We start from the raw sequence: 21703 nt of genomic DNA on the forward strand, positions 1-21703 counted from the left end.
TCAATGATCTTCGAGTTGCAGAAAAGCTCTAGATATTATGAATGAGGGAGCTATTTATGTCAAAAGACAGGATGTCAAACTTAGCGTTACTTTGAATAAGTGTTAGTAAAAAGCGATATTTTCTGTTGAGTTTTCTCAGGCTTGAGTTTTTCCTGGCGTCCATTTAGGTCGTTATCAGTCATACTGTGTTTATATAAATTAAAAAAAAACATTGTTTCTTTTTGATAATGTTTTTTTATATTGAGTTGCTAAACACAAAAAATCTGTAATATGGTTAATAACAGAATTTCTGAAAAGCTAAAAAAGTTTCCATATCTGCTTTTGCAGTTTTTTCTACCAAATAATAATATCAATGCTCATCATTAACAATAACGGCAACATAAGGAATGCCAAAAATTTTCGTTACTTGGAATATTTCTAATATCTTTGTCACCCAAAAATAGGTTTTCATCATCCTTAAATAGAAAATCTCTTTTGTGTTGTCTCAAAAATTTCAGTTATCAACGTAAAAGGGATTGGGGATTGGGTAATCAAGACGAAAATTATGTCCGGGGCAATAAAGACCTAGACATATTTTGGAATGTTTTCCCAGTCCGTAGAGACGCCCATAGAGGGCGTCTGTACTCCCAGTACCCAGACAGGGAGCGGCTAACCACAAAGTACGCATATACGTATGGTGGGAGGTTTTGAGACAGTTGAAAATGAATTTTAAACTTCGAGCAGAGCGCAACTGAAGAGTCTTAGTCATGGATGACCTTTACTCCACCATCAGTAGGTGTACAAATGGGCAAACACTTTTTCGAGCTACCAGTTAAGTTCTCCACGTTGATCGAACTTCTGCGTTGGAGAGCGCAAAAGCAACCTCAGCAGAAAGCCTATTCTTTTCTGATTGATGGAGAGGTTGAAGGCTCTCATCTCACTTATGGGGAACTTGATCGCCAAGCTCAAAGCATTGCTGTTCAACTTCAAAGTTGTGGAGTGAAAAATGGAGAGCGTGGACTACTGCTCTACCCACCTGGCTTGGAATTCATTGTTGCATTTTTTGGATGCCTGTATGCTGGGATCATTGCAGTCCCCGCTTATCCGCCGCGACCTAACCAATCCTTATCCCGACTCCAGGCTGTTGTAGCAGATGCACAAGCAGCAATGGTTCTTACCACCACAACTGTCTTGTCCAACATCGAACGACAATTTGCCCAGTATCCGAACTTACAAACTTTGCGGTTGCTGGCTACCGACAATATGATTGCTGGCGACTTAGGACAGCAATGGCAGCAGCCATCTATAAATAGCGACACGCTGGCGCTTCTCCAGTACACATCAGGCTCTACAGGTACACCTAAAGGGGTGATGGTGAGTCATGGAAACTTGCTGCATAATGAACTTTTGATTAAGCAAGCAATGCAACACACAGAAAACACTCTTTTCGTGGGTTGGTTGCCCCTGTTTCATGATATGGGTTTGGTGGGAAATTTACTCCAGCCCTTGTACTTGGGAATACCTTGCATTCTCATGTCTCCTGTGGCATTTCTGCAAAAACCTGTTCGCTGGCTACAGGCAATTTCCCGGTATAAAGCAACAACTAGCGGCGGACCCAATTTTGCTTATGACCTGTGTGTTCGCAAAATTACACCCGAACAACGAACCAACCTGGATTTGAGTAGTTGGGAAATCGCCTTTAACGGTGCTGAACCTATTCGTGCAGCTACTCTGGAGCAGTTTAGCACCACCTTTGCCGAGTGTGGCTTTCGCCGCGAGGCTTTGTATCCTTGTTACGGGATGGCGGAAACAACGCTGATTGTCACAGGTGGCAGCAAACTACTTCCACCAGTATTACAGCCAGTTCAGTCAGCAGCACTGCTGCAAAATCAAGTCGTTCCAGCCAGTCAAGAGGCGTCTGGCGTACAGACTTTAGTCGGTTGTGGTCAAGCCTTACAAGATTTAAAGATAGCCATAGTTAATCCTGAGACTTTAACTCGTTGCCAGCCTAATAAAGTAGGTGAAATTTGGGTTGCAGGACCAAGCGTCACCCAAGGCTACTGGAATCAGCCAGAGCAAACTGAGTACACATTCCGAGCCTACCTAAAAGATACTCAAGACGGGCCTTTTCTGCGTACTGGAGACTTAGGTTTTTTGCACGAGGGAGAGCTATTTGTCACAGGTCGTCTGAAGGATTTGATCATTATCCGAGGTCGCAACCATTACCCGCAAGACATTGAATGGACAGTAGCGCAAAGCCACCCAGCCCTTCAACCTAGTGGTGCAGCCTTTGCCATTGATGTTGCTGGCGAAGAGAGATTAATGATTGCCCAAGAAGTTAAGCGCGATTTCCTGCGGAATTTGGCAACTGAGGAAGTTATTGCAGCTATTCGTCAAGCTGTAGTAGAAGAACATGAACTGCAAGTTTATGCACTGTTGCTGCTCAAACCAGGTAGTATCCCCAAAACTTCTAGTGGCAAAATTCAGCGCTATGCTTGTCGGACTAGTTTTTTGGCAAGAAGGTTAGAGAGTATAGCCAGCAGCATTTTAGAAGAATCTCATACTACAGTCAGTACAGCCAGCCTCACTCATGCAGCAGTTCTGGCATTAGAACCACAAGAGCGTCAGTTACAGCTAACGTTTTATCTTCAGCAGCAAGTTGCTCAGGTTCTCAAACTAGGGACTTTCCAAGTCAACCCACAGCAACCCTTAAACACTCTGGGACTCGATTCTTTAATGGCGATCGCACTCCAGCACACCATTGAAACTAACTTGGGTGTGGTCTTGCCGATGACTAGCTTTCTGGGGAGTTCCAGCATTAACCAACTAACAACCGCATTACTTGCCCAGTTAACAGATGTTTCTTCTACCCCAAAAAGCGCTCCAGCCGAGGCTATTAAAGCTGTCACTGAATATCCCCTTTCCTACGGTCAACAGGCTCTGTACTTTTTACACCAACTAGCACCAGAGAGTCCTGCTTACAACATTGCTAATGCTGTGCGTATTCGTGGCGAACTTGATATTCCCGCATTGCATCAAGCATTTCAGAGTTTAGTAGAACGCCATACAACTCTTGGCACGACTTTCGCAAATGCCAACGGACAACCGATGCAGCAAGTCCATAAGCATACAGAGGTTTGCTTTCAACAGGAAGATGCAGCAACATGGGATGAGGAATTTTTGAGCGATCGCCTGCTTGAAGAAGCGTACCGTTCCTTCAATCTTGAGCAAAGTCCCCTCATGCGCGTGAGTCTGTTCACCCGCTCACCCCAGGAACACATTCTTCTACTTGTTGTCCACCATATCGTAGCAGACTTCTGGAGCCTTACCGTGCTGGTGGATGAGTTAGGAACACTGTACCAGGCAGAAAAGAATAATACACCCGTCACCCTCCCTCCTTTGGTCTGGCAGTACACCGACTATGTGCGGGATCAGGCGAAAATACTAGCGAGTCCAGAAGGTCAGAGGCTGTGGGGCTACTGGCAGAAGCAGTTGGCAGGAGAGTTACCTGTGTTAAATTTGCCAACTGACCGTCCGCGTCCCGCCATTCAAACCTATCAAGGGGCTTCCTTGGGGTGCAAGCTGAGTGCAGAACTCACTCAAGAGCTACAAGACTTCAGCCGCAAACGTGGAGTGACTCTCTACATGACAATGCTAGCAGCCTTTCAACTGCTGCTTTACCGCTACACAGGTCAAGAAGACCTACTAGTGGGTTCTCCCACAACAGGCAGAAGTCGAACTGATGTGGCAGGACTAGTAGGCTACTTCGTCAATCCGGTAGTTTTGCGAGCCGATCTATCAGGAAATCCTACCTTTGATGAGTTTCTCGCTCAAGTACGTTCCTGTGTACTGGATGCTTTTGATCACCAGGACTACCCCTTCGCACGACTGGTTGAACAACTACAACCAGTGCGAGACTCCAGTCGTTCGCCACTCTTTCAAGTGATGTTTGTCTTGCAGAAAGCGCACCTCCTTAATGAGGAAGGTTTGGCAGCTTTTGCCTTAGGGGAAACAGGAGCAAGGATAAAACTAGGGGAACTAGAGCTAGAGTCCCTAGCCCTCGAACAGCGAATTGCTCAGTTCGACCTCACGTTGATGATGGCTCTTGTGGATGAAACATTATCTGTTTCTTGGCAATACAACACAGACCTATTCGATGCTGCCACTATTGCGCGGATGGCTGGTCATTTTCAGACCTTATTAGAAGGTATCGTCGCTGACTCACAGCAGCACGTCTCACTTCTACCACTCCTCACCGAATTAGAACGGCAACAATTATTGGTAGAGTGGAATGCTACCCAAGTAGATTATGCTAATGCACCTTGTCTCCATCTACAATTTGAGGCTCAGGTAGAGCAGACACCAGATGCAGTGGCGGTGATATTTGAAACAGAACAACTCACCTACGCACAATTGAATCAACGAGCAAACCAGTTAGCACACTATCTGCAAGCCTTGGGAGTAGAACCAGAGGTGTTGGTTGGTATTTATTTAGAGCGTTCTATAGAAATGGTGGTGAGTATCTTAGCGACTCTCAAAGCAGGAGGAGCCTACGTCCCTCTAGATCCCAGCTATCCTCAAGAACGTCTAGCTTTCATGCTCAAAGATGCCCAAGTTTCAGTGTTGTTGACTCAAGAGAAATTCCTCGCAGCTTTACCTGAGCATGGGGCGCAAGTAGTCTTTGTGAACAAAAACAATGAGGTTTGGGCTAGTGAAAGTGTGGACAACCCAGTTAGCCAGGTTACAACTAATAACCTCGCATATGTGATTTACACCTCCGGCTCAACTGGCAAACCAAAGGGGGTAATGAACACCCATAGAGGAATTTGCAATCGTCTCTCTTGGATGCAGGAAACTTACCAACTGACAACGGTAGACCGAGTGTTGCAAAAAACACCCTTTAGCTTTGATGTCTCGATTTGGGAATTCTTCTTGCCTTTAACTACCGGAGCGCGTTTAGTGGTAGCTCGACCAGGAGGTCATCAAGACAGCGTCTACCTTGTTCAGATCATAAAAGAGCAGCAGATCACCACACTGCATTTTGTTCCTTCCATGTTGCAAGTGTTTCTTGAGGAACTTGGTGTGGAAACTTGTCACTGCTTGAGGCAGGTAATGTGCAGCGGTGAAGCACTACCTTTTAAACTACAAGAACGATTTTTTGCGCTTTTGGATGCAGACCTCCACAATTTATACGGACCAACGGAAGCAGCTATTGATGTCACATATTGGGCTTGTGAGCACCAGAGCCGTAAACACACTGTCCCTATTGGTCGCCCCATTGCCAATACGCAAATTTATCTGCTAGATACTCACTTGCAACCAGTGCCTGTTGGCGTACCGGGGGAACTACACATTGGCGGTGTGGGTTTAGCGCGGGGTTATCTCCACCAACCAGAATTAACAGCTCTGAAATTTATTCCCAATCCCTTTAGCGATGAACCTGGGGACCGCCTGTACAAAACTGGGGATTTGGCACGTATCTCACGCGATGGCAACATCGAGTATCTGGGACGACTCGACGATCAAGTTAAATTGCGAGGGTTCCGCATTGAGCTAGGAGAAATTGAAACAGTACTGAGTCAACACCCTGCACTGCGGGAAGTTGTTGTCTTGATAAGAGAAATTGAGAGGAGGGAACTTAAGCGAGAGTTTACACCACTAATTGACGTAGAAAATTCATCAACAATTACTGGTTTGCGTCGCTTACTCAAGGGAGAATTAGCTGCATCTGGGGCAGACTCTAGCAACCAGCAATTAGTTGCTTATTGCGTCACCCGTTATCAGCCAGCACCTACAACTACCGAACTGCGTCGTTTTCTCTTGGAGCAGCTCCCCGATTACATGGTTCCTGCGGCTTTCGTCATGCTGGATGCACTTCCTTTGACTCCGAATGGTAAGGTAGATCGGTTTGCGCTACCAGTTCCTAGTAAAGCCAGACCTGAATTGGAAAAAGCTTTTGTAGCACCTCGCACTCCACAAGAGCAGACATTGGCACAAGTGTGGGCAGAAGTGCTGGATATTGAACAGGTGGGCATTCACGACAACTTTTTTGAGTTGGGAGGGGATTCGATTCGTAGCATCCAAGTGCTAGCTAGAGCCACTGCAAAAGGTTTAAGCTTCTCCCTGGCGCAGATTTTCCAGCATCAGACCATCGAATCTCTGGCACAAGAAATTACCTTTGTCGAACCCAGTGGTTTATTAACTCGAAAAACAGAGCCATTTAGCCTCATTTCCCACGAAGAACGGCAAAAGCTACCCGAACACGTAGAAGATGCTTATCCTTTGGCTAGGGTTCAAGCTGGGGTAATTTTTCACACTCAGTCTATGCCAGAGGAGCCGATGTACCATGACATTTTCCTGTACAATTTGCAAGTTCGTCTAAACATTCAATTGTTTCAAAAAGCCGTACAGCAGGTTGTGGAGCGCCATCCCATCCTGCGGACATCATTTGATCTGACCAACTTTAGCGAACCCCTACAGTTAGTTCATCAACAGGTCACTGCTCCCTTTCAAGTCGAGGACTTGCGCGATTTATCACCAGAGCAACAACAACAAGCGCTTTCCACTTGGATCAAAGCTGAAAAAAGACGAAATTTTGACTGGTCTTACCCGCCATTTATTCGCTTTTTCATTCACCGCCTCACAGATCAGTCTTTTTATCTCACCTTTAGCTGTCATACTTCTATTCTTGACGGCTGGAGCAAAGCTTGTTTGCTGACAGAATTGCTGCATCATTATTATGCCCTGCTTAATGGCAAAGATGATGCCATTGAACCATCCCCAACGATTGCTTATCGAGATTTTGTCGCCTTAGAGCGCTCAACGTTGCGATCGCCTGATTCTCAAAACTTTTGGAAGCAAAAATTAGCAGATTGCGTCACTACCAAACTAGCCCGTTGGGCGGTGACTCACCGCACCACAGATACCCCGGAAATTGGCTTTTTAGATGTTCCCATCTCCCCTGAGCTTTCCGAGAAATTGCAGAAACTAGCACGTAGAGCAGAAGTCCCCCTCAAAAATGTTTTGCTAGCTGCACACGTGAGGGTGATGAGTTTGCTAAGTGGTGAAAGCGATGTCCTCACAGGGCTTGAGTCTAACGGTCGATTGGAAGAGGCTGACGGAGAAAAAACCCTGGGAATCCATTTGAACACAGTTCCCTTGCGTCTAAAGTTGATGGGCGGAACTTGGCTAGAGTTGGTGCGGCAAGTTTTTGAAGCTGAACGAGAGTTGTTACCCTTTAGACGTTATCCCTACGCAGATTTACACCAACTTGTCGGGCGTCAGGCTCTCCAGCCCTTGGTTGAAACTGTCTTTAACTACACTCACTTTCATGTTTATGAGAGTCTGCAAAGCTTCAAAGATTTGGAAATTTTGGGGGCGAGGGGTTTTGGTGAAACTCATTTTACGTTGCGCTGTGAGTTTAATCGAAATCATGCCTCAGATTGTATACAACTCGATTTAGAGTGCGACTTGACACAGATTAGCCATGCCCAGTTAGAGACTATTGGCAGTTATTTTATAGAAACGCTAACAGCAATGTCTACACAGCCGTTTGCACGTTACGAGTCTCAATGTCTTTTGGGCGATCGCCAACGGCAGATGTTGCTTGTGGAGTGGAATAATACCGTCACCCAATATCCCCAATATAGCTGTATCCAGCAATACTTTGAGGCGATGGCAGCACAAAATCCTGATGCGATCGCCATCGTCTTTGCAGGTGAGCAACTCACCTACCAACAGCTAAACCGTCGAGCTAATGCCCTTGCCCATTACTTGCAGCGCCTAGGAGTAAGTTCCGATGTGCCGGTGGCTCTCTGTGTCGAGCGTTCCTTGGAAATGATTGTGGGAATTTTGGGAATTCTCAAGGCAGGAGGAGCTTACTTACCCTTAGACCCAACATATCCCAAAGAAAACCTGGCTTTTATGCTGCAAGATGCTCAAGTTCCAGTCCTGCTGACTCAGGCACGGCTAGTAGCAGACTTACCTACACACTCCGCCCAAATTGTCTGCCTAGACTCACATTGGCACACTATAGCACAGGAGAGTCCAGAAAACCCCAGCAGTACAAGCACATTAGAGAATCTAGCCTACATCATCTACACCTCAGGTTCCACAGGTCAACCGAAGGGAGTACTCGTTACCCAGCAAAACTTAGTTCACTCCACAAGAGCGCGGATTGCTTATTACCCAGAACCCGTTACCAGTTTCTTATTGATTCCCTCGTTTGCTTTTGATAGTTCAGTTGCTTGCATATTTTGGACATTGTGTCAAGGCGGTACACTGGTGCTGTTCCAAGAGGGTTTCCAAAAAGATATTTGGCAATTAACCAAGCTAATTGTCCAACATCAGGTTTCACACTGGTTGAGTGTTCCTTCACTCTACAGCACCCTACTCGCTACTATAGACCCGGATCTACTTGTTGAGTTGCACACTGTCATTGTTGCCGGGGAATCTTGTTCCACAGAGTTAGTGGAACGTACACGTCAGTTATTACCTCATACATCCTTATTTAATGAGTACGGTCCAACAGAAGCCACAGTTTGGAGCAGTGTATACAATTGTCAAAATCATGATTTGAAAAATTCTGTTCCGATTGGTCGTCCAATTGCCAACACCCAGATTTATTTACTCGATTCTCACTTTCAACCAGTACCAATTGGTGTACCGGGTGAACTATATATTGGTGGTTTCGGTCTGGCTAAGGGCTATCTTAACCAACCTGAGCTAACTGCCCAAAAGTTTATTCCCAATCCGTTTAGCGAAGAACCGAACGCACGCCTGTACAAGACTGGGGATTTAGCGCGTTACCTTCCAGACGGCAATATAGAGTTCTTGGGGCGCATTGACCATCAAGTGAAGCTTAGGGGGTATCGTATTGAACTAACGGCGATAGAAGCACTGTTACTCCAACATCCTGTTGTTCAACAAGCGATCGCCACACTTCGAGAAGAAGAGTCAGGTCGCAAACGCTTAGTTGCCTACGTAGTGCTACAGCAAAAACCTGCACCTGCAACCAATGAATTGCGGAGTTTCTTGCGGCAGAAGTTACCGGAGTATATGATTCCTACCACCTTTGTTGTCTTAGAAGAATTGCCATTGACTCCTAGTGGCAAAGTTGATCGCCGCCGTTTGCCAGCACCTGAGCAAGTAAAATCCCAACCAGAAATGCTGGTGCAGGAAGAAAGCACAGCAGAGCAAACTACCTACGTAGCACCCCGTACAGTCGTAGAAGAGGCGATCGCCACAATCTGGAGTCAGGTTTTGGGAATTCAGCAGGTGGGCATTTACGACAACTTTTTAGAGTTGGGAGGTGATTCGATTCAAAGTATTCAGGTTGTGGCTAAAGCTTATGAAGTGGGGTTGAAATTCAGTACCAATCAGCTATTTGAATATCCAACAATTGCAGAGTTAACAACGGTTATCGAGACAATTCCAATTCCACAGGAACAACAGCGATCGCGTACCCGAAGAGAGCGCTTTGCGCTCAGCGGCTCCTCCGGAGCATCGCCCGCATCGCCAATCACTGATTTTTTGTCCACCGAAACCCCAAGCTTCACACCTTCAGATTTTCCAGAAGCTGGGTTAACTCAAGAAGAACTCAACAAGCTGTTGATGAACAACTAAAACCAGACAACAACAGGTAGAAATCCCCAGGTATGGAAGCTAAAAATATAGAGGACATCTACACACTCTCACCTACCCAGCAGGGTATGCTGTTTCACATCCTCTCTGCTCCAGATTCCAGGATGTATTTTGAGCAGACGCTATGTACCTTGCACGGAACTCTTGATGTCTCAGCTTTTGAGCAGGCTTGGCAGCAAGTGGTAGACCGACATCCGAGTTTAAGGACAGCTTTTGTATGGCAAGGTCTAAATCAACCAGTTCAAATAGTACACCGACAAGCTAAACTGCTGATACAGCAGTATGATTGGCGTAAGCTCTCAACTGCTGAGCAACAAGCGCAACTACAAAGTTACCTGGAAGCAGACCGCAAACATGGCTTTGAGCTTGCTAAACCACCCTTGATGCGGCTCATCTTAATCCAGACTGATGTAGATACTTATCAATTGATCTGGAGCATTTGTCACTTGGTGCTGGATGCCTGGTGTGTTAACACTATCCTCAAGGAATTTTTCTGCTTCTACGAAGCACTTTGCCAAAATCAAATTCTCCAGTTGCAACCAAACCGTCCCTATCGGGACTACATCACTTGGTTAAAGCAGCAGGATTTATCGGAGGCTGAGGTATTTTGGCGAAAAGTTCTTCAGGGCTTCACAACACCAACTCGTTTGGTAGCAGACTGGATAACCAATGGCTCCTCTGGTCAGCACCAAGGTTTCAGTCAACAACAAATCCAGCTGTCGCTAGCAACCACAGAAGCACTGAAGTCTTTAGCACAAGAACATCATTTGACACTGAATACCCTAATACAAGGCGTTTGGGCTTTGCTATTGAGTTATTACAGTGGTGAAGCAGATGTAGTCTACGGAAGCGTTGTGTCTGGTCGTCCGCCCACCCTACTAGGGGTTTCCTCTATGGTGGGAGTCTTTATCAACACCTTGCCAGTGCGTGTACTCGTGTCTGGTGAAGCTTCGCTCTTGTCTTGGCTAAAGGAATTTCAGTCCCAGCAGCTGACTATACGTAAATACGAGTGTACTCCTCTAGTCCAAATCCAGAATTGGAGTGAAGTACCTCCAGGGATGCCTTTGTTCGAGAGTATTTTGGTATTTGAAAACTCTTCAGTAAATATCTCTAGCTTAGCTACAGGAAACTTGAGGATTGACAATGTTCGCTCTGTTATTAACTCTAACTATCCTGTTGTTTTCTTAGTTAAACCTTGGTCGCAGTTATCGTTGAATATATTTTATGACTTACGCCACTTCAGTACCATGACGGTAGCTAGAATGCTCAGTCATGTTGCAGCGCTGCTGAACAATTTAGTTGCTGATCCCAACACTACACTGGGAGCTTTGACACAGAGTATTGTTAACAATCCAGAACAATTGATGAGTGATGTCGAGCGACAACAACTGCTCGTTGAATTTAACAATACGAGAAGAGACTATGTTAACGACAAGTGTATCCACCAATTTATTGAGGAACAGGCAGAACGTACCCCGGAAAACGTAGCTGTGGTGTTTAAAAAGCAGCAACTCACTTACCGAGAATTGAACACCAGAGCCAATCAGCTAGCACACCATCTTCAGGCTTTGGGAGTTGGGCCGGATGTATTAGTGGCGATTTGCGTAGAACGCTCTTGGGAAATGTTAGTAGGTATACTAAGCATTCTCAAAGCCGGAGGAGCGTACTTACCTATCGATCCAATGTATCCAAACCAACGACTGGTTTATATGCTGCAAGATTCTCAGGTATCAGTCGTATTGACCCAAGAACGGTTGGTGAAAAAGTTACCTGATATTGGGGCGCAAGTACTTTGCTTAGATACTCTTTGGGATGCAATTGCCCAAGAAAGTGATGAGAATTTCAAAAGTGAAGCGACTCCTGAGAACCTGGCTTACTTGATTTATACTTCTGGATCTACAGGACAACCCAAAGGAGTGCAGGTTACGCATCAAAACCTAGTTCACTCCACAACTGCTCGCATCTGTTACTACGATCAATCGGTAACAGGCTTTCTCTTAACTTCACCTTTTGCGTTTGATAGTTCCGTTGCCGTCATTTTTTGGACACTTTGTCAAGGTGGTTTTGTCTCCGTTTTACCAGAAAATTTTCAACTAGATATTAAACAGCTCATAGAGGCGATCGCTCAACAACAAATTTCCCATTTATTATGTCTGCCATCTCTCTACAAGCTGATTTTAGAGCAAGCCCAACCACAGCAACTAGTTAGCCTGCAAACCGTAATTGTAGCTGGAGAATCCTGCCCAAAAGAGCTTGTTAAGCAACACCGTGAATTACTACCCCAGACATCCTTATTTAATGAGTACGGTCCAACAGAAGCAACAGTTTGGAGCAGTGTATACAATTGTCAAAATCATGATTTGAACAATCCTGTGCCAATTGGTCGCCCAATTGCTAACACCCAGATATATTTACTGAATTCTCACCTCCAACCAGTACCCATTGGTGTATCGGGAGAGATATACATCGGCGGTCTTGGCGTAGCACGGGGTTATCTCAACCGTCCAGAACTAACGACCCAAAAGTTTATTCCCAATCCGTTTAGTGATGAACCAAACGCACGCCTCTACAAAACTGGCGATTTAGCGCGTTATCTCCCGGATGGAAACATTGAGTTTCTCGGTCGTCTCGATCAGCAGGTCAAGATTCGAGGGTATCGCATTGAGCTGACTGAAATTGAAGCCGTTCTGAATCAACACTCCACCGTACAGTCAGCGATCGTCGTCGCCCAAGAGGATATCCACGCTAACCGACGTTTAGTAGCTTATATTGTCCCACAAAAGGAGCAAGTCCCCACAGTTGATGCCCTGCGTAGCTTCTTGAAAAATCGCTTGCCAGAGTATATGCTGCCTTCGGTGTTCGTGATGCTGAAGGCGCTACCACTGACTCCCAATGGCAAGGTAGATCGTCAAGCGCTTCCTGTTCCCGACCAGGAAAGACCAAATCTCGAAGCAGTATTTGTCCCACCTAGCACCCCAATCGAAGTAGCACTGGCAGAGATTTGGTCACAAGTTCTTGGTGTCGAACAAGTGGGCATTCACGACAACTTCTTTAAGTTGGGAGGAGATTCTCTGTCCAGCATTCAAGTACTATCCAGAGCTAATGACCGAGGATTAAGTTTCTCTTTGCAAGAGTTTATCCAACATCCTACAATTCACGAACTTTCCCATGTGATCAAGACGGGTGAGGATCTGCGGATACCTGCAATACAGCCAGTGTCTCGTGAGCAATACCGTATGCAGGCATCTTTGGATACACTACCGATGGTGTCTGAAATTCACAACAAGGATTTGTAAGAGCGCAATGACAGAAGAAGTGTTTGTTTTTCCTACATCTTTTGCCCAGCAGCGATTGTGGTTTTTGCATCAGCTAGAGCCGAATAGCCGGGTATATAACATGACTTATGGGTTGCGGATAAGTGGTAAATTGAGGGTAGAAGCTCTGCAACAGGCTTTTGAGACTATCGTAACTCGCCACGAGATACTGCGTACTACTTTTGCCACAGTGGATGGGAGTCCGGTGCAAGTCATTGCCAAAAGCCGATCAATAGACATACCTGCGATCAACCTGAGCGAATGGTCAGAAGCAGACCGCGCAGCCCAAGTCCAGCGACTGATTACCGAGGAAGCAGAACATCCTTTTGACCTGGCACACGGTCCGTTACTGCGTGTCACCTTGCTACAATTAGCCGAGCAAGAATATGTGCTGTTGCTGGCACTACACCACATCATCTTTGATGGTTGGTCGCTTGGGGTTTTCATCCGAGAACTGACAGCACTGTACAAAGCTTTTTCTACCGGGACTTCTTCGCCACTTCCCGAATTGCCCATACAGTACGCTGACTATGCTATCTGGCAGCGACAGTGGCTGCAAGGGATGGTACTCAAAACTCATTTGGACTACTGGAAGCAGCAGCTAGTCGGGTCCCTGCCCGTCCTGGAACTGCCTACAGACCGTCCGAGATTGGCAGTCCAAAATTTTCAAGGTGCAACCCAGTCTTTTTCATTGTCTTCTGATTTATCGCAGGCGCTTAAGCAGATCAGCCAGCAAGAAGGAATCACCTTATTTATGACTCTGCTGGCGGCATTCAAAACATTACTCTACCGCTATACAGGAGAAGGAGACATCATAGTAGGTTCACCTACTGCTAACCGCAATCGTCCCGAAATTGAAGGATTGATTGGGTTCTTCGTTAACACCCTTGTCTTGCGTACCTACCTTGGGGATAACCCCAGTTTTCGGCAGTTGCTTTTACGAGTACAGTCCGTAACCTCAGGGGCATATGACCATCAAGACTTGCCCTTCGAGAAGCTGGTAGAAGAAATGCAGCCCGAGCGAAGCTTAAGCCATACACCACTGTTCCAGGTGATGTTTGTCCTGCAAAATGCACCGATGCCACCCTTGGAGTTACCAGAACTGATCCTGAGTCCTCTAATGGTTGACAACAAGACAGCCAAAGTTGACTTGTCTCTATCTATAACAGATACGCAGCAGGGATTAATAGGGAATTTAGAATACAATACTGACCTGTTTGAGGCAGCCACCATTAGTAGAGTGGTGGGGCATTTCCAGACTTTGCTCGAAAGCATTGTGGTCAATCCCGACCAACGCCTCAGTGACTTGCCAATCTTGACAGAAGCAGAACGGCAGACTCTGCTAGTAGATTGGAATCAAACAAAAACAGAATATCCGCAGGATTTATGTATCCATGAGCTGTTTGAAACTCAAGTAGAGCAGACACCGGATGCCGTTGCAGTAGTCTTTGAAAACGAACAGTTAACATACCGGGAACTGAATGCCAAAGCAAATCAGCTAGCACATAACTTGCGTTCGCTTGGTGTGGGACCAGAGGTGCTGGTGGGCATTTGTGTAGAGCGATCACTCTTAATGATTATAGGGTTGTTGGGCATCCTCAAAGCTAGTGGGGCTTATGTACCCTTAGATCCCACTTATCCCCAAGAGCGCTTGACCTGGATGTTGTCAAATTCACAGGTGTCAGTCCTCTTAACTCAGAAGCAAATGCTTGTGGGACAAGAGTTTGATGAACTGCATCTAGTTAGCCTGGATACAGACTGGGAAGTCATTTCTCACGAGAGTGAAGAGAATCTCGTCAGTAAGACTACACCTGAAAATTTAGCCTACATTATTTACACCTCAGGTTCCACAGGTCAACCGAAGGGAGTACTCGTTACCCAGCAAAACTTAGTTCACTCCACAAGAGCGCGGATTGCTTATTACCGAAAACCCGTTACCAGTTTCTTGTTGATTCCCTCGTTTGCTTTTGATGCTTCAGTTGCTTGCATATTTTGGACATTGTGTCAAGGCGGTACACTGGTGCTGTTCCAAGAGGGTTTCCAAAAAGATATTTGGCAATTAACCAAGCTAATTGTCCAACATCAGGTTTCACACTGGTTGAGTGTTCCTTCACTCTACAGCACCCTACTCGCTACCATAGACCCGGATCTACTTGTCGAGTTGCACACTGTCATCGTCGGCGGGGAATCTTGTTCCACAGAGTTAGTGGAACGCCATCGCCTAAGCTTACCTCACACATCCTTGTTTAACGAATATGGTCCAACAGAAGCAACGGTTTGGAGCAGTGTATACAATTGTCAAAATTATGATTTGAAAAATTCTGTTCCGATTGGTCGTCCAATTGCCAACACCCAAATTTATTTACTCGATTCTCACTTGCAACCAGTACCAATTGGTGTACCGGGTGAGGTGTACATTGGTGGTCTTGGTTTGGCTAAGGGTTATCTTAATCGCCCAGACTTAACTGAAGAAAAATTTATTCCTAACCCCTTTAACAAGTCAAAAGAGAGCGATCGCCTTTACAAGACTGGGGATTTAGTGCGTTATCTCGCAGACGGCAACATTGAGTTTCTCGGTCGCATTGATAATCAAGTGAAGGTGCGCGGCTTCCGCATCGAACTTGGAGAAATCGAAGTTGTGCTGACTCAACACTCAGAGGTTAAGGAAGCTGTAGTCATGGCTCAACAAGACGCTACGGGCAACCAATACTTAGTGGCTTATGTGGTTCCGAAGCAAAAGGCAGTTCCGAAGAGCAGTGAACTACGCCGCTTTCTCAAGGAGAAGTTGCCCGAATATATGGTGCCAAAAGTCTTTGTGATGTTAGAAGCACTACCACTCACTCCTAACGGCAAAGTAGACCGCAGAGCGCTACCAATAGCTAACCAAACCCGCTGTGATGATGACACAATTTACGTAGCACCACGTACATCCATTGAGGAGCAGTTAGCGATAATTTGGTCTGAGTTACTTGGTCTGGAGCAGGTTAGTATCAACGACAACTTCTTCGAGTTAGGCGGTCATTCCTTACTACTGACTCAGCTGATTTTTCGAGTGCGAGAAACTTTCCAACTAGAGCTACCCTTGCGTAGTCTGTTTGAAATGCCTACCGTAGCTAGCCTAGCCGGAAGTATTGAGATGGTTCAAAACACAGGTTTTGATACTATTGGCGGGAAAACTGTTGCGGAACTGCAAGCCGAAGCCGTCCTTGATCCCACAATTCGTCCTGAAGCTATCCAAAGAGAGTATACAACTGAGCCAGCGAGTATCTTCTTAACTGGAGCTACAGGTTTTTTAGGAGCTTTTTTACTTGATGAACTTCTCCAAAAAACTCAAGCAGATATCTATTGCTTGGTACGTGCTGCTAATGCTGAAGAAGGCAAAAATAAGCTCTGCAAAAACTTGGAAATGTATTCACTTGGAAACGAACATTTCAGTTCTAGAATTATCCCAGTTGTGGGAGATTTATCGCAGCCACTTTTTGGACTTTCTGAGGCACAATTTTTACGACTCGCAAATAAGATAGATGTTATTTATCACAATGGTGCTTTAGTTAATTTTGTTTATCCATACGAGCAGCTGAAGGCGGCTAATGTTCTCGGAACCCAGGAAGTTTTGAGATTGGCAAGTTTAATCAAAGTCAAACCTGTGCATTACGTTTCTACCCTTTCTGTTTTTCCCGCGCAGAGCGATTCTGACGTGCAAGTATTCTGCGAACAAGACTGTTTGGAACATGATGGAATTCTCCAAAATGGCTACGCTCAGAGTAAATGGGTGGCGGAAAAGTTAGTCGCGATCGCACGTTCTAGAGGGCTTCTTGTCAGTATCCATAGACTGGGAAGAATAACAGGAAACAGCAAAACAGGGGTTTGGAACACAAATGATTTTATGTGCAGCATGATTAAATGCTGTATTCAGCTTGGTAGTGTGCCAAAAATTGATGGTTTGCTGGACATGACCCCTGTAGACTACGTAAGTCAAGCCATCATTTATTTATCTCAGCAAAAAGAATCCATTGGGAAAGTCTTTCACTTGCTCAATCCCCACCCAATTCAACTGGAAAAACTGATCGACTGGATGTGTTTTTATGGCTATCCACTGCGGCTAGTGACCTATGACGAATGGCGACAAGAGTTGATCGCTGCTGCAAAGCATTCCTCAGATCCAACTTTGTATTCCCTTTTGCCTTTGTTTCCTGAAAATAGATACAAAGAACAGATATCCATCCCAGAGAGTCTCTCTCAACCAAGAATGACACAGTTCGATTGCCAAAACACGCTTGCTCGGCTGGCAAGTACTTGTATTTTCTGTCCTAGGATAGATGACAATCTTCTGAAAAACTACTTTTGTTACTTCACTCGTAGTGGTTTTCTGAATCACCCACACATGTAGAATGCGAGTATTTACCCTTATCTGGTTTGGGCAGCTTATTTCACTGATTGGCTCTGGGCTGACTCGATTTGCTCTTGGTGTCTGGGTATACCAGAATACTGGGTCAGTCACGCAATTTGCGCTCATTTCTTTGTTCGCTATGCTGCCGAGTATCTTGATATCACCGTTGGTCGGTGTGCTTGTAGATCGCTGGAACCGACGCTCTTGTATGATATTTAGCGATGCAGGAGCAGGAGTAAGTACGCTGACTATTGCGCTGTTGCTCTTTTCTGGTCAGCTTGAAGTTTGGCACATCTACTTGGTTGTAGCAGTTAGTTCGACCTTTAGCGCTTTCCAGTGGCCAGCCTATGCTGCTGCAACTACGATGCTTGTCCCAAAGCAACACCTTGGTCGCGCCAGTGGGATGGTGCAACTTGCAGAGGCAGCTTCACGGCTGCTCTCACCGATGTTAGCAGGTGCGTTGGTTGTCAGTATTCAGATTCAGGGCGTAATCCTGATTGACTGCCTCACTTTCCTCTTTTCCCTGGTGACGCTGCTGCTTGTCCGATTCCCTACGTCGAAAACTACCGCAGAGGATGAAGTCAGACAAGGTTGGCGATTGCGGGAGTTTACCTATGGATGGACATACATTACAGATCGACCGGGACTACTGGGATTGTTGGTTTTCTTTGCTGCTATTAATTTCTTAATCGGAGTTGTTAGTGTGCTAGTTACACCGATGGTACTAGCGTTTGCTTCAGCGACTGTACTTGGCACCGTGCTGTCCATTGGTGGAAGCGGGATGTTGGTCGGCGGTCTGGTGATGAGCGTTTGGGGCGGTCCAAAGAACCGCATCCGTGGTGTGTTTGGCTTTACACTATCAGGTGGGCTGTCCATACTACTTGCTGGGCTTATGCCTTCTGTTCCGGTCTTCTTTGCTGCTGCCTTCATATACTATTTTGGGGTGTCAATTATCAATGGCTGCGACCAAGCCATCTGGCAGAGCAAAGTCGCATCTGCTGTGCAAGGACGGGTGTTTGCCGTGCGGAGTATGCTCGCCTTGGCATCCCTACCGCTTGCCTATCTGATTGCAGGACCATTAGCCGATCAAGTCTTCGAGCCGTTGCTTGCTGTCGGAGGACCATTGGCTGCTAGCATAGGGCGGATCATCGGTGTGGGGCAAGGACACGGCATTGCCCTGTTGTTTGTTGTGATAGGAATACTCACTATGCTAGTAACAGCTGGGGGCTATCTATATCTACCTCTACGGGTACTAGAGGAGCAACTGCCGGATGCGATTGCGGACGTTGCTCCTGCCACAGTTGAAAACAAAAGTAAAACCACATAATAGACCTAAAAAGAAGATTACAAAAATAGCTTTGCTGATAGAATTAATGGCTATCAAGTTAATAGGACCCAAGCGTAGAATTGGACATTAATTCTTTAAAACTGACAAATAATTATTTAATGGACAGAGGCTGAATAAAGCTCTCAACTATGTGCACAAAGATGACTGCGCGATTGCCTGGAAGTTAGATAAGCTCAGGCGATCGCCGTGTTGAGTATGATCTCGCCCGTGCCAACGGAACTGATCGCCTCAGAAACCTGGAACACGGTTCACCGCCAAAAACTACCCAAAAAGATCAGGAAACAGATTTATTGCGGAGAGTACAACTACATCCACTACCACTGGTCTAAATTCTTCCATCACATCCAATGCTAAGGAAGGGCGACCGTAACGTTCAACGTGCAAGTAGCCTAGGTAATACCGTTTTACTTTAATGTTGATACAAATAGGCAGCAGGCAGTAGGGCGCAGGGGTCAGGGGGAAAGAATTAGAGACCAATCATTTGTATCAGGCCTGAGCGTGAAATGGTATAAGGGTCGAAGCCGACGATATTCACCGCACTTTGCACGTCATGGGGGAGTAAAGAATATCCCAAAGCGTTCTGATTTTAACCAGATGGCGCGAACTTGCCAAGTTTCTTCGCGGTGTCCTTCCCCTAAGTATGGACGCGAGAATGCAAGCTAGTTCCTTCGATTGTGTATTGATTATCGGTAAATTCTCCAGCACAAAACATCCGCCAACAACGATGAGGACAATAAGCATATTGATTGAGGGCGGCAATTGGAATATATTGTGTGTTACTCATAGTGTTTGTCAGTCAAAGTTATTTTTTGTCATGTTTAATCGTCGAATCATACCCATACCCATTGTGGTTTTGCGTCCTGCACCACAATAGAGAGCAAAATTAGCTAAGGCGTTAATTTGTTTGATGATGAGTGGGTCAATATTTCCCATAATTCGATAGCTCATTTCGCCGACACAGCCAATAAATTTACTACGAGAGTCGGCTGCTATGGCTGTGCGAATATTAAAAAAACTAGGAAAAATGACTTCTGTCAAATTGGGTTCTAAAGAAATACCGCTATATTTATTCCAGCGTTGAAGCAAACTGTTAAATACACATTCTCTTGTTGGTAAAGCAGTGTCAAAATTACCTTGGCGGAAGTTAGTAGGAGTGCAAAAACTTAAAGCAATTTGGCGCTCATGATCAGATGCTTGCTCGTATAATTGGGCGTAAGTAGTCGCATTTGCCCAAGGTTGCGTTAACTGGGGAGTGCCGAAAATGCTGGTAATATACAAATCAGCAGGACCCAAGTGCCAAGGTTGGGCAGGGTTAAGATTGAGCCACAGTTGGGTTAGTTTGCTAAAGAGGGTATCATCTAGTAGGGAAATACGCCACCAACATGGAGTTCCTATAGGAATCGGTTTTTCATGATCCCATTGCAAGGTGTGATCTGAAATTTTGTTCCTGTTGGTATGGTTGAATTTAGCTTGCAGGGGGCTGATGGTGAAAGCTTTGTCTGCACCGGAGTCGTGGAGGCGATCGCCCAGTTCTCTATCCACGGAACTAACGAGGTTGAGAAACAGGGCGTGGAGATGTCTGCCGGTGAGGAATTGTGGTGGAATAGGAGATTGGGGAAGTAGGTTGAGGACTAAGCTGTGGGGCATGGGATTGTTGTAAACTGAAAAACTGCATAACACTATGTAGTTTCTATCACGCGCTTAAACATCGCCCGAATATTTCCAAGTTGGTGGAGGCGATCGCCCGTCGCAAATTCCCTCAAATGACTCATCACGAAGAACGCAAGTATCTTGATTGTTGGTTTGACACTCCCCACGACTATAAGCCGGGGGATTCTTGGCTCATCGTCGCAACTTGCGTAAGCCTTGGTTGCCCCAACAAGAGTAGAGGTTCCGACTCCCCAAGCGTTACTTCCCGGATGCCCTCCGGTAGACTTTGCTTTACACAAAATATTGATCGCTGCATTCACGTCGCGTTGCAGAACACATCCACATTTACAGGCGTGTGTTCGGGTTGACAACATCTTTTTCACGATGTTTCCACAGCTACTACACTTTTGACTTGTGTAGTGAGGTGGAACAGCGACAACTTGAGTGCCGAACTTGATAGCACAGTATTCTAACCAACGACGAAAAGCGCTCCAAGCTACATCACTGATTGACTTGGCTAAGCGACGATTTCTTACCAACCCTTTAACATTTAACTCTTCATAGGCGACATAGGCGTTAGCCTTGCATACGTTACGCGCCACCCTAAGAGCGTGTTCTTCCCGTTGCCTACTTACTTTTAAATGCTTGCGAGCATATCGACGGATTGCTTTTCGTCTGTTGTTTTTCCCTTTCTCCTTAGAGTAGATGCGTCGCTGAGCGTGCTTGATAGCCTTGTGTGCTTTACGGAGAAATCTGGGATTTTCTTCGTGATACCCGTTTGAATCAGAGTAAAAGTACTCCAACCCTACGTCTAGTCCGACTTGGCCGTTCCCAATCCTAGGCTCAGGTGTCGCATCCACTTTTATGCAGAATTGAACATAATAGCCACTTGACTCACGACGAACAATCCGGACTCGTTTAATCAAGTCTAATGGGTATGTGTGAATATCCCATTTACCCAATAGTTTGAGTTCCCCAATGCCCTTTTTGTCCAAAAAAGTGATTCGACGTTTTGTTGGGTGTAGCTTCCATCCGGATGTTTTATATTCAACAGAACGAGCATCTGTTTTGAACTGTGGATATCCCTTCTTCCCCGGCTTATTCTTTTTGCAATTATCAAAAAACCTGTTGATTGCACGTTCAACATTTTCAACCGATGCATGAGTTGCATGGCTGTTTAGATCTTTAACAAATGGATATTCAGCACGTAATGCAGTGTTGTACTGGTACAGTTCTTTTTTGCCTACACCACGATTGTCCATCCAGTATCTCAACACTTTGTTCCGTACAAATTGACTTGTCCGGATTGCCTCGTCTATTGCTTTTGATTGACTGGGTTTAATCACGGCTTTGTATTCCAGCACCAACACTTGTAAATCA

The 21703-nt window shown here is 45.7% G+C and carries 6 protein-coding genes and 2 pseudogenes; 4 read left to right on the plus strand and 4 right to left on the minus strand.

The window, feature by feature from the left end:
- Positions 1-750 precede the first annotated feature (750 nt).
- From ACM0OZ_RS18695 to ACM0OZ_RS18710, 4 genes are read left to right on the plus strand one after another with little or no spacing between them, the layout of a single operon-like run.
- A complete protein-coding gene (locus tag ACM0OZ_RS18695; protein ID WP_414584328.1) occupies positions 751-9603 on the plus strand; it encodes an amino acid adenylation domain-containing protein in 8853 nt (2950 codons plus the stop codon).
- 32 nt (positions 9604-9635) lie between these two features.
- Positions 9636-12917, plus strand: a complete 3282-nt coding sequence (locus ACM0OZ_RS18700; protein ID WP_414584329.1) for an amino acid adenylation domain-containing protein — start codon at positions 9636-9638, stop codon at positions 12915-12917.
- Between the two features lie 7 nt (positions 12918-12924).
- Positions 12925-17325, plus strand: coding sequence for an amino acid adenylation domain-containing protein (locus ACM0OZ_RS18705; RefSeq protein ID WP_414584330.1), 4401 nt, complete (start codon positions 12925-12927; stop codon positions 17323-17325).
- 1 nt (position 17326) lies between these two features.
- The gene (locus ACM0OZ_RS18710; RefSeq protein ID WP_414584331.1) at positions 17327-18652 is read left to right on the plus strand and encodes an MFS transporter; all 1326 of its coding nucleotides are present in this window, start codon (positions 17327-17329) and stop codon (positions 18650-18652) included.
- Between the two features lie 306 nt (positions 18653-18958).
- On the opposite strand, the pseudogene ACM0OZ_RS18715 reads toward ACM0OZ_RS18710, so the two are convergent.
- From ACM0OZ_RS18715 to ACM0OZ_RS18730, 4 genes and pseudogenes are all read right to left on the minus strand, one after another.
- Positions 18959-19250, minus strand: a pseudogene (locus tag ACM0OZ_RS18715) (CRISPR-associated endonuclease Cas1); the annotation flags it as partial.
- Positions 19246-19457 (minus strand): annotated as a pseudogene (locus tag ACM0OZ_RS18720) (CRISPR-associated protein Cas4); the annotation flags it as partial. The pseudogenes ACM0OZ_RS18720 and ACM0OZ_RS18715, both read right to left, overlap by 5 nt.
- 8 nt (positions 19458-19465) lie before the next feature.
- The gene (cas6, locus tag ACM0OZ_RS18725) at positions 19466-20320 is read right to left on the minus strand and encodes a CRISPR-associated endoribonuclease Cas6 (protein WP_414584332.1); all 855 of its coding nucleotides are present in this window, start codon (positions 20318-20320) and stop codon (positions 19466-19468) included.
- Positions 20321-20352: 32 nt separating this feature from the next.
- Positions 20353-21693 carry an RNA-guided endonuclease InsQ/TnpB family protein gene (locus ACM0OZ_RS18730; RefSeq protein ID WP_414584333.1) on the minus strand — a complete coding sequence of 447 codons (1341 nt, stop codon included), beginning with the start codon at positions 21691-21693 and terminating at the stop codon, positions 20353-20355.
- Between the last annotated feature and the right edge of the window lie 10 nt (positions 21694-21703).

It is taken from the genome of Scytonema sp. PCC 10023 (assembly GCF_963920835.1).
Lineage (GTDB): Bacteria > Cyanobacteriota > Cyanobacteriia > Cyanobacteriales > Nostocaceae > Kalymmatonema.